We start from the raw sequence: 16521 nt of genomic DNA, 5'->3' as shown, positions 1-16521 counted from the left end.
TGTTGGCATCATACCCAAGTACCTGTCCCAGTGACTACTGTCAGGCGACGACCTTTCAGTTGCTTGGCTCCCATCTTATCGATCAGAGCCTTGCCCCATGTCGTCCTGCTATTTGATTAATTCCTTTTTGCCTTGGAGTATGTATATGCCTCGGGCGGTGGGTTTGGGGGCGAACTTACGACCTTGAAGATCATACCAGTCATCATTGTCTTTACGCTTGACGAATGGCACTTTCTGAATAGAGATGATACCCGTAGGATCGAAAACCAGTTGTTCGTCAATCCACGCCACTTGTTTCTTAGTCCATTCACGCATGAGGGCTATTTCCTCATCATAGTTTGTGGCAGTGGTGGGAGCCAGGGGAATCTCTTTGTCCCAGATGGACCATGCCTGATAATTGCGCTCACAGGCACCTCCAATCGTTACTTCGTTGACCAGAGAGTCCATCATTTCAGTGACGTGCTGGTCGCTCAGTGTGCTGGTTCGTAATTCAGCCCATCGCTCCTTCATGCGTTTCCAATAGGCTTCGTCTTCTGTTAGCCGTTTCCACCAGAAAGGCACAGGCAGCTTGCCTAACAGCCCCGCTTTCTGTCCTTTCTCATATACCCATTGCTCATAGAGGAAATCTCCTGCTGCGATATTATTGCCGAAGGTCATGTTGTAGTCCCAAGGGGTTATCTTGAATCGCGGATCCACAGAGTCACGTCGTTTATAGATATAGGTACTCAGACGATAACCGTCAGGGTTTTGGCAGAACTCCGTCATCAGCTGGTAATTGATGAAGTTTTCCACGTCGATATACTTGCTGTAGCCATTCTCCTTGTCAGCAAAACCGTCGCTGTTGAGCACATCCTCCAACTCGTCAAACCGCTGCTTGATATAGGCCATCTGTTCACTTGATATTTCCTCGTACTCAGGGAAGTGGTACTTTGCGCAGATATCATGATCGTACATTTTGTATTTCAATACGAAATGTGGCTCATTATCACGGTCTATCTCCACCATATAGTCGCCAGTCAGTTCGTCGCCGCTGTCGCCTGGAGCAGTAAAGTTCAAGCGGTTCTCGCCCTTGCTGGGTTTTTCGCAGAGAATATAGACACCATAGTAGATGCCGTCGACGATGATCTCGCAGAATTTGCACTTAGGTGTGAATTCGAAGTAGGGCCGTGAGAGTTGATACACCAGCGGATCGCGGATCAGACTGCGGTCATGATAGGGCGCCAGCAACACCCAGTTGTTGTCCTCTGGCAAACCGAGCAGTTTCACTTTCTCTTTCTTTCCGTTCACGTCAGCCGTTTTCAAGGTTCTGAAACCATAAGGTTTCTTGTCGGAGTCATAAAATGAGCTGCTACCTCTGTACTTGATGCCTACCCATCCCTCATAGTCGGTGGTCTGCCCCGAATGTGCCACTGTGTCGCCGTAGTTCACCCCGTCAGCATTGTTGATGATCTTCATACGCACTGCCACTTGGTAGTCTTTATGGATGGCGGTGGTATGGCCGGCTTCGTCGCGGGTGTTGATGAACAGGATGGGCAGGTTTGTCTTCTCTAGCACGACATCGGTATTATAGGGCTTAAAGTTCCCTTCATCCCAGCTGTCAGCAGGAACTTCTATGGCAAATAAGCACAGCAGTATAGTTAATAAAACATCTTTCATATTGTGATAGGTCATCATCACTTATTTTTGACAAAAAAATCTTTCGGGCCGGTGGTGTAGAGGTTGCCGAAGTAGGTGTAGTTGTAGATGCCTACATGCGAACCGAGGGTGTGCTGGGCACAGTAGAGGTAGAGGTCACGATAGGTGCCGTTGGGATATTCGGTGGCGTGGCCGATGAGGTTTCGGGTGAAGCGGTCACACATCCATACTCCCAGTTCGTTGCTCCACGAGTCGGCAAACGACTGCTCATAAGGTCCTGCCGAACAGATGGCCAGCACACCGGGGATGCCCTCAAGTGCTTTTCCCATGTTAGCCGAATAGCAGGGCTCCAGGCACACGAGCATCTGACGGAACTGATGGGCATCCGCCATCGATTGCAGCGTCTCTTTCAGCAGGTCGGCGGTCATGCCCTGTCCTGCAGGCAATACCACAGGCGTCTTATTTGTTATCATCATCACCACTCGAGCAGGCGCTCAACCATGTCACTGTAAAGCCGCAAAAAAGGATGGCGGCCAGCATCGTTAATAGATTCTTTTTTATTATCATTGTAATATTATTCCGCCACAAAGATAAAGGCTTTATTTGAATGATACAAGCATTTCCCCAGAAAAGTGTGTTTTTCTGTCTTGAGATGACAAAAGGAAGAAGGGGCTCATAAGTGAATAATGATGCAAATTTTTGGTAATTTGTTATAGTCATGGGGACAGGCACTGTCACACCGCTGAGCAGCAAGGCTATAAGACAAAGACTGCTCCTGATGGAAAGAAACGTATGACCGATGTTATCAGCCAGACGGGTGTCGATAAGCTTGCTAAGACCATTCGAAACCAACAGGCAATGGACTTCCTCGATTGGTTCACCTACAGCGATAACACCATAGACGGACAGAGCCAGAAGAAGGCCTACACGCTGTGGGAGAGTGATCTGGTGGCAGAAAAAGATGTGGGCACTATTAAGGCGCTGCAGCAGATTCATGCCTATCTGTTTGGTGGGCTATATGACTTTGCTGGCAAGATTCGTACGAAAACCATCGCTAAGGGGAATACTTTGTTTTGTTTGGCAGAGCATCTGCACAGCTACTTGGAAAGGCATTGTCTATTCATATTACTATGAGCAGGAAGAATAGGATTTGGCAAGCACTTGGCAAGCTCTACCCAAGATGTAGGCATACTCTAGGGCTGCTTATAGCCTTACTCACGAGTATGCCTTGGAGTAGGCTATAAGAAGCCACAAAGCAGGCTGAAAGCATACGGAAAAAGAACTGCTGACTATTTGGTTGGCGGACAAGGTGCTGGATACCGTTGAGGGTGAGGACGAGGTAAAGCGTGATGCTGTGATCTATGCTCAGAGAGAGATAGAAGCTGGAGTTGGATGAATCGGTTATAAGAACAGCAGGTAATCTATGGATTCTTGCCTGAAATTCAGACGTTAGAATTTGTAAATAGCATTTGGCTATTTCAAAATAAAGTTCTTGCTTGGGCAAGCGGCAAAGCCGAGCGGTACCTTTACACTCGATGATGAGCCACGAAACAGGCGGTGGTTCTGAGTCGGGTGCTCTTTTAGGCAATTTATAGCAGAACATTGAATTTAGCGCTCGGCTTTGCCGCTTGCTACCAACGGGACGCAAGAACGGTCTCTATATCGTAACCCTAAATTTTCTCAATCCTCGGAACTGCCTTTATACAAAGAAATCCTGCGAATTCTTCCAAAGTTTCGAAAAGTCGAGAGAAAAAGGAAAGAATTTGCAGAATTAATTGTAAATTTGCAGTCGAATAACTAAACTACCAACACTTATAAAAATGAAAAGAACATTATTTCTATCGATGCTGATTACAATTGTGAGTACCACAGTCGCACAGGGACAGCGTCGAAATTTTCAACGTGAGGCCTTTACCACAGAAAATCCAATGGTTCACGATCCAGTGATGGCCAAGGAGAATGACACCTATTATATTTATTCTACAGGTAGGGGAATTCAACAAATGACCTCTAAAGACAGAAAGGTATGGACAGTACTACCAACACCGGTAATGACCGTGATACCAGGTTGGACAACCGATTCTGTTCCAGGATTCACTAACCACGTATGGGCACCCGACATTATCAACTGGCATGGAAAATGGTGGCTGGCCTATAGCTGCTCTACATTTGGCAAAAACGGTTCGGCAATCGGCCTGCTAAGCAGTCAATCACTCCGTTCAAGCATGTGGAAAGACGAGGGATGTATTGTCACATCACACCATTGGAAAAAAGAGAAAAACGGTCAACACACAGGAGACAACTGGAATGCCATTGACCCGAACTTTGTTATTGATGACAACGACACCCCTTGGATGGTGTGGGGATCGTTCTGGGATGGCATCCAGTTAGCCAGACTCGACTCCACCATGCACCTCGACAAAAACAAAGGAATACGCACCATAGCTCGTCGATATGCTCCCAATCATAAACCGAAGGAAGAGAACCCGACTTCGAAATTTGCCGGTACGAATGCGATTGAAGCACCGTTCATTTTCAAGCATAATGGTTACTATTACCTCTTCGTATCGTGGGACTATTGCTGTCGTGGAACTAAAAGCAACTATCGTGTAGCTGTAGGCAGAAGTAAGAATATCGATGGTCCGTACTTAGACCGTGAAGGCAAGGAGATGATGAATGGCGGAGGAACCATCTTCCTGGAAGGAGACAAAAACGAATGGGAGGCAGCAGGACATTGCGCAGCCTATTCGTTCGACGGTGAAGACATCTTTATCTGCCATGGCTATAGTGCCAAGCACAATGGAGTAGCAATGCTTATCCAACGTACTATCAGATGGACAGACGACGAATGGCCGGAAATTAACGAGTAACTTCTGTTTAACCTATAACACTTTCATAAGGAAATACGAAAGAAAAGCCGCCTTTTCTTTTGTATTTCCCTTGTTTTTTCTTACTTTTGCACTCTGAATTTCAAATCTGATTTAACTAACATGGAAAAGAAGTTGAAAAGAGACACACTTTGTGTGCAAGCAGGATGGCAGCCCAAAAACGGTGAACCTCGTGTATTACCAATATATCAGAGTACTACCTTTAAATATGACAACACTGAGGAAATGGCCGACCTCTTCGACCTCAAGAAAGAAGGCTATTTCTACACCCGTCTGCAAAATCCAACCAACGATGCAGTAGCCAGTAAGATTGCTGCACTGGAAGGTGGTGTAGGTGCTGTACTCACTTCAAGCGGACAGGCTGCAAACTTCTATGCCGTGTTTAACATCTGTGAAGCAGGCGACCATGTAGTGGCATCAAATGAAATTTATGGCGGTACATACAATCTGTTTGGTGTAACACTAAAGAAATTAGGAATTGAATGTACCTTCGTAAACCCGGAGGCTTCGGAAGAGGAAATTTCCAAAGCTTTCCGTCCAAATACAAAACTCCTGTTTGGTGAGACCATCTCAAACCCTGGCTGTAAGGTACTCGACATTGAGAAATTTGCTCGTATTGCCCACAGTCACAATGTACCCCTTGTTATAGACAACACCTTCCCCACCCCCATCAACTGCCGACCATTTGAATGGGGAGCTGACATCGTGACCCACTCTACTACTAAATACATGGACGGTCATGCCACTCAAGTTGGCGGTTGTGTAGTAGATAGCGGAAACTTCAATTGGGATGAAAAATATCCTGGACTTACTACTCCTGATGAGTCTTATCACGGATTGACCTATACAAAAGCCTTCGGAAAGATGGCTTACATCACGAAACTGGTGGCGCAACTGATGCGCGACTTAGGAAGCATTCCATCACCTCAGAACTCATTTCTTCTGAACCTGGGATTGGAGACGCTCCATCTGCGTATGCAACGCCATTGCGAGAATGCTCAAAAAGTGGCCGAGTTCCTGAGTAAAGACGAGCGTGTTGCCTGGGTACACTATAGTGGACTTGAGAGTGATGAAAGTCATGCACTGGCTCAGAAATACTTGCCAAACGGTTCGTGTGGCGTATTAGCCTTCGGATTGAAAGGCACTCGCGAAACAGCCGTACGTTTCATGGACTCCCTGAAATTGGTAGCAATTGTGACTCATGTGGCCGATGCGCGCACTTGTGTTCTTCATCCTGCCAGTCATACCCATCGCCAGCTTTCCGACGAGCAATTACGCGAAGCAGGAGTAGCACCCGATCTTATTCGCCTGTCAGTAGGTATTGAGGATGTAACAGACATCATCGATGACCTGAAGCAGGCATTAGACAACATATAAAATAGCAATTGGAAGACAAAACAATATTTACCCCTGAGGAGCGGCAACAGGCACTGGAACTTTACGACCAGTTGAGAGCCCTTGTAAATGGCCCGACACTTCCTGGTGAAGACGAAAACGAACAGAAACTTCGTCACCATTTAGTTAAGGTTATTAATGAAGGTTTTGTGCGTCGCGATGTTTTCGGGTTAAATCCAATCATCACAAGTCTTCAGACTGCAATCCTTGTTGTAGAAGAGATAGGGCTGAAACGTGAAGCAGTTATTGCTATCATGCTTCGCCCCAGCATTGAACAGGATCTTATTAATATAGAAGATGTAGAGCATGACTATGGTACTTCTGTTGCTCGCATCTTGCAAGGATTGAGCCGTATTCAAGAACTTTACCAGCGTAACCCCTTAACAGACGGCGACCGTTCGGCTTTTGGAAGTTCACAAGGAGAGAATTTCCGAAACCTTCTATTGTCGCTGGCAGAGGACATGCGCGTCATTCTCATCATGATTGCCGACCGTGTGAACATGATGCGACAGATACGCGACACAGAAAATCTTGAAGCAAAAACAGAAGTTAGTCAGGAAGCTGCATTCCTCTACGCTCCATTAGCCCACAAACTGGGTCTTTACAAACTGAAGAGCGAACTTGAAGACCTCTCCTTAAAGTATCTTGAGCACGATGCATACTATCATATTAAGGAGAAGCTGAATGCCACAAAGCAAGTACGCGATGCCTACATACAGAACTTTATCGGCCCTATTGAAGAAAAGCTAAAAGCTGCCGGATTGAAGTTCCACATGAAAGGAAGAACGAAATCCATTCATAGCATTTGGCAGAAGATGAAAAAACAAAAGTGTGCATTTGAGGGAGTGTACGACCTCTTTGCCATACGTATTATCATCGACTGCCCACCAGAGATGGAGAAACAGTGTTGCTGGCAAACATTTGCCATCATCACAGACATGTACACCTCTAACCCCAAGCGCATGCGCGACTGGCTTTCTGTTCCTAAATCAAACGGCTATGAATCTCTTCATATCACCGTATTAGGACCTGAACAGAAATGGGTTGAGGTTCAGATACGTACTGAACGCATGGACGAGATTGCCGAACGAGGTGTGGCAGCTCACTGGCGCTATAAAGGCGTGAAAGCTGAAGGTGGCGGCATGGATGAGTGGCTTGCAGGTATTCGGCAGATGCTGGAAAATGCTGATGACGGACTAAAAGCCATGGACCAGTTCAAGATGGAACTGGAGGAGGAAGAAGTGTATGTGTTTACGCCCAAAGGCGATCTGATGCGTTTCCAGAAAGGATCTACTGTGCTCGATATGGCCTATCATATCCACTCAAAGGTGGGAAGTGCCTGTACAGGTGCCCGCATCCGATCGGCATTAAGTGAAAACGGAAAGGTGGTTACCTTCCGCTATGAACTTCACTCTGGCGACCAGGTAGAAATTCTGACCTCGTCAACTCAAAGGCCCAAACAGGAATGGCTAAACATAGTCAAAACTCCACGCGCTAAGGCAAAAATCAGACTGGCCCTCAAAGAAACACAACAGAAAGAGGCCATGATGGTGAAGGAAATGCTGGAACGCAAATTCCGCAATCGAAAGATTGAACAGGACGAGAGTTTGATGATGCGCTCCATGAAAAAACTGGGCTATAAGGAGGCCAGCGATTTCTATAGAGACATTGCTTCAGGCACACTTGATGTGGCTACCGTCATAGATAAATACCTTGAACTTCAACAAGTAGAGAAAGGTGTTGATGCGGACGGAAAACAGGTGAGCAAGAATGCCATGCGCTCAGCCGATGAGTTTGTATTGGAAGATCATGTGGCTCCTCAAACTCAACCAAGCGATGATGTGCTGGTGATTGACAAAAACCTCAAAGGTATTGACTACCAGCTTGCAAAATGCTGTAATCCCATCTATGGAGACGAAGTGTTTGGCTTTGTAACTGCTGGAGGCGGCATCAAGATCCACCGATGTGACTGTCCGAACGCTCATGAAATGCGTCGTCGCTTTGGCTACCGAATAGTGAAAGCCAAATGGAGCGGCAAAGGTTCATCACAATATAGCATCACGCTGCGCGTCATTGGTAATGACGATTTGGGTATTGTAAACAACTTGACTAGTATCATCTCAAAAGATGAGAAACTTATATTGCGGAGCATTAATATCGACTCGAACGATGGACTGTTCCGCGGAAACTTAGTAATAATGATTAATGACAACACTCGCCTGGAATCGCTCATCAAGAAACTGAGAACAGTAAAAGGAGTGAAACAGGTGGAGAGAATTTAAACACAAAGACTATGGCTAAGAAGATTGTAACATTCGGTGAATTGCTCTTACGCTTTTCAAAACTTGATCATCTGCGATTGACTCAGGGCGATATGTTTACCAGTAAATATGGTGGCAGTGAAGCCAATGTTGCTGTTTCGCTGGCTACTCTGGGAGACAACGTAGAATACATTACCCGACTGCCAGATAATGCGATTGGTAAGACTGCCATGGAAAATTTACGCCAATTGGGAGTCGATACCCACCGTATCATTTATGGCGGCACACGTATTGGCACTTATTATCTTGAACCTGCCGCTGGAATGCGAGCTTCGAAAGTTATTTACGACCGTAATGGTTCCGCTTATTACGAATTGAAGCCTGGCATGATTCCCTGGCGTGAAATTCTTAAAGATGCTGATATACTACATGTTTCTGGCATCACCGCCTCAATATCCCAAAACGCAGCTGACGCTACCTTTGAGGCTCTTGACGTGGCCGATGAACTGGGGTTACAGATTTCTTTCGATATCAACTACCGTAAGAACCTTTGGAAATACGGAGCTGATCCAAGAGCAACACTGAAGAAGATGCTCTCACGCTGCGACATGATGTTTGGAGATGCCATTGAGTTTGAATGGATTTGTCAGCGCCAGCAACCACCTTTTACAGCCACGACTTCCGATTTTGAGATGCAGATGGATGAATACCGTGAATGGTTCGACGACTTGCATGCCGAATTTCCACGCTGCAAGCGTTGGCTGATGGGTATGCGCAACATCGTGGCCTCCAGTCATCACACGCTGACTGCCCTGCTTTGGACTCATGGACAGTTGCTCCAAGCACCTATATATAATATAACAGATGTCATTGACCCAGTGGGGGTTGGCGATGCTTTCATGGCAGGACTGCTTCATTCACTTGATGCATTCCCTGATGATGAGCAAATGAAACTGAACTACGCTTTAGCAGCAGCAGCCGTCAAGAATACAATACCAGGTGACTTCAACCTGGCTTCTGACGATGAAATAAAAGCAATAATCAAATAAAGGTAAAATATTATAAATCAAAACGATAATGAAAAAGGTTTTCTTATTATTTCTTACTACACTTGCCACAATAACAGCAAGTGCCCAGACCAATGAATGGTTTCAGAATATAAAGTTCAGTGGATACGGAATGGTACAATATCAAGCCAGCGATAAGAAGGAGGCTGAAACAAATGCCTTTAACCTACGTTTGGCTCGATTGGCTCTTGAAGGCCGTGCCCACGACGACTTTTACTGGAAAGTTCAGATGCAGATTAATGGTAATACCTTTGATCCAGACAAATCATCTACAGACATCCGTTTGGTTGATCTTTTTGGTGAGTGGCAGAAATATGAGTTTTTCAAAGTGAAGGCCGGTCAGTTTAAGCGTCCATTTACTTTTGAGAACCCCATGCACCCAATCACCCAAGGCTTTATGAGCTACTCACAGAACGTTTCTAAATTGGCTGGCTTCAGCGACCGCACAGGTCAGCATGCCTCCAACGGACGTGATATCGGCCTGCAGTTTCAAGGCGACCTCCTGAAGGTCAATGACCACAACCTGCTTCATTATCAGGTAGGCGTGTTCAACGGTGAAGGTATCAACCAGAAGGACAAGAACAATCAAAAGGACATCATCGGCGGCATTTGGGTAGTGCCGGTTCAGGGCATGCGCATCGGTGCTTTCGGATGGACAGGAAGCAGCCAGATAAACAATGAGAACGTCCAGAAGAACCGCTACGCCCTCTCTGCCGAATATGCCAAGAACGACTGGACATTCCGCACCGAGTACATTCACAACCAGGGATGGAATGCTAATCACACCAGCGATAAGGCCGACGGTATCTATGCGCTCTGCATTGCCCCTATCATTGAGAAGAAACTCCATGTTAAGGCTCGCTACGACCTGTATCGTGAGGCTAAGGAATGGGGACAGTCAAAGACTCTGTATGAAGTGGGTGCCGACTATATGTTCACCAAGAACTTGCAGTTGAACTTGGAATATGCCCGTGTGAATGAACGCGCTGGCCATTTCAACTACAACCTCGTTGACGTAGAACTCGACTTCCGTTTCTAATTGAATCCCATCGTCCAAGGAATAACGACAACAAGTCAATCGTATTAAACGGGAAAGATTATTGTGACATCAAAAGTTCTCCTTATCTACACGGGTGGCACTATCGGTATGAACCGTAATCCACACACGCATGCGCTCGAACCATTCGACTTCGAGCACCTGCTGTATAATGTGCCGGAACTGAAACAATTCGATACCAAAATATCAACGTATCAGTTTGATCCTCCCATTGACTCCAGTGATATGTCTCCACTAAGATGGACAGACCTGAGTCATGTGATAGCCGATCATTATGAAGACTACGATGGTTTTGTGGTACTTCACGGTACAGATACAATGGCCTATACGGCCTCGGCCATGAGCTATATGCTGGAGAACTTGACCAAGCCCGTTATCTTCACCGGTTCGCAACTTCCCATCGGACAGCTAAGAACAGACGGTAAAGAGAATCTCATCACCTCTATCGAAATAGCTGCTGCACGTCATCAGGATGGCACAGCTATGGTTCCAGAGGTGGGCATTTATTTCAATGGGCACTTGCTGCGAGGCAATCGTACCACCAAACAAAGTGCGGATGAGTTTAACGCTTTCGAGTCGTTTAACTATCCGCACCTTGTGGATGCTGGCGTAAACATCACCTATCACGAAGATTTGATTATGAAGCCAGACTTCACAAAACCCATGACTCCTCATTTCCGTCTCGACAACAACGTGATTATCTTCTCGTTGTTTCCTGGTGTACGTGAGGATTTGATTCGTCATATCATTGCTACCCCCAACCTTCGTTCTATAGTGATGAGAACATTTGGGTCGGGCAACGCGCCACAGAATCCTTGGTTGATCAGCGCACTGAAAGAAGGAACGCGTCGGGGCAAAGTAATTATCAACATCAGCCAATGCCTGCAAGGCCGGGTTGAGATGGGACGATATGACACGGGCTACCAACTGAAAGAGGCTGGCGTGATAAGTGGTTACGATTCAACGGTGGAAAGTGCTGTAACAAAATTAATGTTCTTGCAGTCACACTATGATGACCCAGAACAAATACGCAAGTATATGCAGCGCAGTATTCGCGGAGAGATTACCGAATAATGCCTGACAATAATTCAATTTCACCTATTATTAATAACTAAACGCAAAAAGAATTATGAAACAACTGAAAGGAACCAAAACAGAAAAGAATCTGCAGGAAGCATTTGCAGGTGAGTCAATGGCACGTAATAAATATACCTACTGGGCCTCAAAAGCCAAGAAGGATGGTTTTGTACAGATTGCTGCTATCTTTGAAGAGACAGCTGCCAATGAGAAAGAACATGCTAAGATGTGGTTCAAATTATTGGAAGGTGGCGCTATCAAGAGTACACCAGAAAACCTTGAGGCTGCTGCCGGAGGTGAGAATTTTGAGTGGACTGATATGTATGCTCGCATGGCCAAGGAGGCACGCGAGGAGGGCTTTGACGAAATAGCCGAGAAATTCGAAGGTGTTGCAGCTATTGAAAAGGAACACGAGGAGCGCTATCGCAAATTGCTTGACAATATTAAGAAGGAGCGCGTTTTCTCAAAAGATAATGATGTTATCTGGCAGTGTTCAAATTGTGGTCATATCGTCATTGGCAAGAAAGCTCCTGAGGTATGCCCCGTTTGCAACCACCCCCAGGCTTACTTCCAGGTGAAGGCTCAGAATTATTAATAACGAATAATTTTTTCATCATATCCACAACACAATCAACTTAATTATTTATGGCAAAAATCACAAAAGAGGCGGCATTGATCTATCACGAGAGCGGCCGTCCAGGAAAGATTGAAGTAAAGCCCACGAAGGCCTATCGCACACAGACAGACCTGTCGCTGGCTTACTCTCCAGGTGTGGCCTATCCCTGTCTGGAGATTCAGGAGAACCCCGACAACGCCTACCGTTATACGGACAAAGGCAACCTTGTTGCGGTAATTTCAAATGGTACTGCCGTACTTGGTCTCGGCGATATCGGTGCCATGAGTGGCAAACCGGTGATGGAAGGCAAGGGTCTTTTGTTCAAAATTTATGGTGGTATTGATGTATTCGACATTGAAGTTGACGAGAAAGATCCCGTAAAGTTCTGTGAAGCAGTAGAACGTATTGCTCCAACCTTTGGCGGTATCAACCTTGAAGACATCAAAGCTCCTGAATGCTTCTATATCGAGGAACGTCTGAAGAAGACTTTGGATATTCCTGTGATGCATGACGACCAGCACGGTACAGCCATTATCAGTGCCGCTGGTTTGAAGAACGCTCTTGAGGTTGTCGGTAAAGACATCACTAAAGTCCGACTGGTAGTCAACGGTGCTGGTGCTGCTGCTATTTCCTGCACAAAGTTGTATATGGCACTGGGTGTTCAGAAGGAGAATATTGTGATGCTCGACTCGAAAGGTGTAATCAGCGCCGACCGTACTGACCTGAACGAACAGAAGCGTTTCTTTGCCACCAATCGCACCGACATACACACACTTGCAGAAGCCGTAAATGAAGCTGATGTGTTCGTAGGACTGTCGAAAGGTAACGTTCTGTCAAAGGATATGGTGAAAACAATGGCCAAAGATCCTATTATCTTTGCCCTTGCCAATCCTGTACCCGAAATCTCATATGAGGATGCAATGGAGGCACGTCCCGATGTATTGATGTCAACAGGACGTACCGACTACCCCAACCAGATTAACAACGTTATTGGATTCCCCTACATCTTCCGTGGTGCATTGGATGTTCATGCTACAGCCATCAATGAAGAAATGAAGATGGCTGCAGTACTGGCCATTGCTGATTTGGCTAAGAAGCCTGTACCTGACGTAGTAAACGATGTATATAAGGTAAACAACCTTAAGTTCGGACGCCAGTATTTCATTCCAAAGCCTGTTGACCCACGCCTCATTAGCGAGGTGAGTGCAGCAGTTGCCAAGGCTGCCATTAAGAGTGGTGTAGCCCGCAAGAAGATCAAGAACTGGTCGGAATATAAGAAGTCTCTGTCATTGCTGCTTGGTCAGGAGACAAAGCTCACTCAGAAGCTTTATTCTACAGCTGCTGCCCATCCGCAACGTGTAGTATTTGCTGAGGCCATCCACCCCACTATGCTGAAGGCCGCAGTTCAGGCCAAAAGCGAAGGTATCTGCCAGCCCATTTTGCTTGGCAACGATGAGGTAATCGAGAAGATGGCTAAACAGTTACAGCTGAGTCTGGAAGGCATTGAGATTGTAAACTTGCGCCACCCCAACGAACAGGAACGCCGAGAGCGTTATGCCCGTATTCTGTGCGAGAAGCGTCAGCGTGATGGTTATACCTATCAGGAAGCAAACGACAAGATGTTCGAGCGCAACTATTTCGGCATGATGATGGTTGAAACTGGCGAGGCAGATGCTTTCATTACAGGTCTGTACACCAAATACTCAAATACAATTAAAGTTGTCAATGAGGTAATTGGTATTCGTCCTGAGTACAAGCATTTCGGCACCATGCACATCATCAACTCGCCTAAGGGAACTCTCTATCTGGCAGATACACTCGTCAACGAGAGTCCCGATACAGACACCCTCGTAGATATTGCCAAACTGTCGGCCACCACTGTACGATTCTTCAACGAAAAGCCAGTAATCTCTATGATCAGCCACTCCAACTTTGGTTCATCAACAAGCACTGGTGCCCAGAAAGTACGCGCTGCCGTTGAGCAGATGCAAAAGGAGTTCCCTGATCTGGCTATCGATGGTGAGATGCAGATTGGATTTGCATTAGATCGCGACTTGCGCGATGAGCAATATGGTTTCACACGTCTCAAGGGTAAAGATGTCAACACACTCGTATTCCCAAATCTTTCAGCAGCCCGTTCAAGCTACAAGATGCTGCAGATGTTGGATCCTGATGTGGAAATCATTGGCCCGATCCAAATGGGACTGAACAAGCCAATACACTTCATCGACTTTGGTGCATCAGTACGAGACGTAGTGAATATCGTTGCCGTTGCTGTGATTGATGCCTATGTGGACAAGATCAAGACTCGCATTGCAAAAAGATAATTTTTGATGGATATTCATAATATCATACTCTCATTGGCATCCAACTGCCAACAACAAGAAAACCTGGCCGAGGCGCAAAAGCGCCTTGACCAGGTTTTATTCGATTTAAACTATACAGAAATTATATGGACCAAACCTTATAAATGTTCTACCTCCGAAAACAACAATCATTCTACTGATGACTGCACTTCCCCACTCTATGTTAACCAATTGCTTTACGCTCGTACTACACTCACCATTGAGGAATTGAATTCGACCTTAAAGCAGATAGAACAGGAAATGGGAAGAACCCCACAGGCAAAGAGTCACGGTATTGTTCCAATTGATCTTGATCTCATGAAATACGACACAACACGCTTTCACCTCAACGATTGGGAACGTCCATATATCAAAACTCTTTTATTATAGAAACTCTGATTACAGCATTCTCGATACCATAATCAGAATCAAACAAATTATTCCTCCATCAACTTACGATAACGCGCACGTTTCGGTTCGTCAAGGCCAAGACGTTCAGCTTTGTTGGCTTCATATTCAGAATAGTTTCCTTCAAAGAAGAACACCTCTCCTGTTGCAGCATCTCCCTGTGCTCCTTCAAAAGCAAGAATATGGGTACAGATACGATCAAGGAACCAACGGTCGTGACTGATAATCACAGCACATCCGGCAAACGCCTCAAGGCCTTCCTCTAGAGCACGAAGTGTATTCACGTCAATATCGTTGGTGGGCTCGTCAAGTAAAAGAACATTTCCTTCTTGCTTCAAGGCTATAGCCAAATGCAGACGGTTTCTTTCACCACCTGAGAGCACGCCGCATTTCTTCTCCTGGTCAGCGCCACTGAAATTGAAGCGTGACAGATAGGCACGAACATTCACGTCACGGCCACCCATTCTAATGGTCTCATTGCCTTGTGAAACAACCTGATAGACAGTCTTTTCTGGATCGATATCCTTATGTTGCTGGTCAACATAGGAAAGTTTTACCGTCTCACCCACACTAAACGAACCAGCATCAGACTGTTCAAGTCCCATAATCAGTCTGAACAAGGTAGTTTTACCTGCACCGTTAGGACCTATAACGCCCACAATACCATTAGGTGGAAGTGTAAAATTCAAATCCTTGAACAGCACTTTCTCCCCATAGGCTTTCGCCACATGCTCAGCCTCAATCACTTTATTACCCAAACGGGGACCGTTAGGAATATAAATTTCCAATTTTTCTTCCTTTTGTTTCTGCTCTTCGTTCAGCATCATCTCGTAGGAATTCAGACGAGCTTTACCTTTAGCATGACGGGCTTTGGGTGCCATATGAACCCATTCCAATTCTCGTTCAAGTGTCTTCCTACGCTTAGAGGCAGCCTTTTCCTCCAATGCCAAACGCTGTGATTTTTGTTCCAACCATGAAGAGTAGTTGCCTTTCCAGGGTATTCCCTCACCGCGATCAAGCTCAAGAATCCATTCTGCCACATCATCCAAGAAGTAACGGTCGTGAGTAACAGCAATCACCGTTCCTTCATACTGCTGAAGATGCTGTTCCAACCAGTCAATAGACTCAGCATCAAGATGGTTGGTAGGCTCGTCAAGAAGTAGTACGTCAGGCTTTTGAAGAAGCAAGCGACAGAGGGCAACACGTCGACGTTCACCTCCGGAGAGATTCTTTACACTCCAATCGCCTGGAGGACAATTCAATGCAGCCATGGCACGGTCGAGCTTTGAGTCCATATTCCATGCATCGGTTGCATCAATAATATCCTGAAGTTCAGCCTGACGCTGCATGAGTTTATCCATCTTATCAGGATCCTCATAGTATTCAGGCATACCAAACTTTACATTAATTTCATCATATTCGGCCAATGCATCATAGACGTGCTGTACGCCCTCCATCACATTCTCCTTCACTGACTTTTCCTCATTCAGTGGAGGATCCTGTGGTAAATAGCCTACAGTATAGCCAGGGCTCCAAACCACTTCGCCTTGATACTGCTGGTCAAGCCCTGCAATGATTTTCATCAGCGTTGATTTACCGGCACCATTCAGGCCAATAATACCGATCTTAGCACCATAAAAGAAGCTTAGGTATATGTTTTTAAGTACTTGTTTCTGATTTTGCTGAATGGTTTTGCTCACGCCAACCATCGAGAATATTACCTTCTTATCGTCAACTGTTGCCATTAATAAAAAGAAATTGAATAAAAATAA

At 45.8% G+C, this 16521-nt stretch carries 12 protein-coding genes and 1 pseudogene; 10 read left to right on the top strand and 3 right to left on the bottom strand.

The features are described from left to right. Positions 1-108: 108 nt before the first annotated feature. Positions 109-1656 carry a CotH kinase family protein gene (locus tag L6475_RS06120; protein WP_237823614.1) on the bottom strand — a complete coding sequence of 516 codons (1548 nt, stop codon included), beginning with the start codon at positions 1654-1656 and terminating at the stop codon, positions 109-111. Between the two features lie 17 nt (positions 1657-1673). Further along, positions 1674-2111 carry a C13 family peptidase gene (locus tag L6475_RS06115; RefSeq protein WP_237823612.1) on the bottom strand — a complete coding sequence of 146 codons (438 nt, stop codon included), beginning with the start codon at positions 2109-2111 and terminating at the stop codon, positions 1674-1676. Positions 2112-2406: 295 nt separating this feature from the next. Between L6475_RS06115 and L6475_RS06110 the strand changes: the two are divergent. The 10 genes and pseudogenes from L6475_RS06110 to L6475_RS06060 form a co-directional block, all read left to right on the top strand. Next, positions 2407-2742, top strand: a pseudogene (locus tag L6475_RS06110) (cell filamentation protein Fic); the annotation flags it as partial. 713 nt (positions 2743-3455) lie between these two features. Continuing rightward, positions 3456-4505 carry a family 43 glycosylhydrolase gene (locus L6475_RS06100; RefSeq protein WP_237823611.1) on the top strand — a complete coding sequence of 350 codons (1050 nt, stop codon included), beginning with the start codon at positions 3456-3458 and terminating at the stop codon, positions 4503-4505. A gap of 120 nt (positions 4506-4625) precedes the next feature. Further along, positions 4626-5900, top strand: coding sequence for an O-acetylhomoserine aminocarboxypropyltransferase/cysteine synthase family protein (locus L6475_RS06095; protein ID WP_237823609.1), 1275 nt, complete (start codon positions 4626-4628; stop codon positions 5898-5900). An 8-nt stretch (positions 5901-5908) separates the two neighbouring features. Further along, positions 5909-8200: a bifunctional (p)ppGpp synthetase/guanosine-3',5'-bis(diphosphate) 3'-pyrophosphohydrolase gene (locus L6475_RS06090; RefSeq protein WP_237823606.1), complete on the top strand. Its 2292-nt coding sequence runs from the start codon at positions 5909-5911 to the stop codon at positions 8198-8200. A gap of 11 nt (positions 8201-8211) precedes the next feature. Continuing rightward, on the top strand, positions 8212-9228 hold the full coding sequence (locus L6475_RS06085) for a sugar kinase (RefSeq protein WP_237823603.1): 1017 nt from the start codon (positions 8212-8214) through the stop codon (positions 9226-9228). A gap of 28 nt (positions 9229-9256) precedes the next feature. Then, entirely contained in the window at positions 9257-10285 is a 1029-nt protein-coding gene (locus tag L6475_RS06080; RefSeq protein ID WP_237823601.1) for a porin, read from the top strand. A gap of 57 nt (positions 10286-10342) precedes the next feature. Beyond that, complete coding sequence (locus tag L6475_RS06075) at positions 10343-11377, top strand: asparaginase (protein ID WP_237824055.1); 1035 nt, start codon at positions 10343-10345, stop codon at positions 11375-11377. A 55-nt stretch (positions 11378-11432) separates the two neighbouring features. Beyond that, positions 11433-11975, top strand: a complete 543-nt coding sequence (rbr, locus tag L6475_RS06070; RefSeq protein ID WP_237823597.1) for a rubrerythrin — start codon at positions 11433-11435, stop codon at positions 11973-11975. A gap of 50 nt (positions 11976-12025) precedes the next feature. After that, positions 12026-14323: an NADP-dependent malic enzyme gene (locus tag L6475_RS06065; RefSeq protein WP_237823595.1), complete on the top strand. Its 2298-nt coding sequence runs from the start codon at positions 12026-12028 to the stop codon at positions 14321-14323. A 6-nt stretch (positions 14324-14329) separates the two neighbouring features. Then, positions 14330-14731, top strand: coding sequence for a 2-amino-4-hydroxy-6-hydroxymethyldihydropteridine diphosphokinase (locus L6475_RS06060; RefSeq protein WP_237823593.1), 402 nt, complete (start codon positions 14330-14332; stop codon positions 14729-14731). Positions 14732-14778: 47 nt separating this feature from the next. Here L6475_RS06060 and ettA read toward each other — a convergent pair whose 3' ends face one another. Then, positions 14779-16494 carry an energy-dependent translational throttle protein EttA gene (ettA, locus tag L6475_RS06055; protein ID WP_237823591.1) on the bottom strand — a complete coding sequence of 572 codons (1716 nt, stop codon included), beginning with the start codon at positions 16492-16494 and terminating at the stop codon, positions 14779-14781. Positions 16495-16521 lie beyond the last annotated feature (27 nt).

The sequence above is a fragment of the Prevotella sp. E9-3 genome (assembly GCF_022024015.1).
In the GTDB taxonomy this organism is placed as follows: Bacteria; Bacteroidota; Bacteroidia; order Bacteroidales; family Bacteroidaceae; genus Prevotella.
Note: the sequence above shows the minus strand (reverse complement) of the source record. Positions and strands in the feature narration are given on the sequence as shown.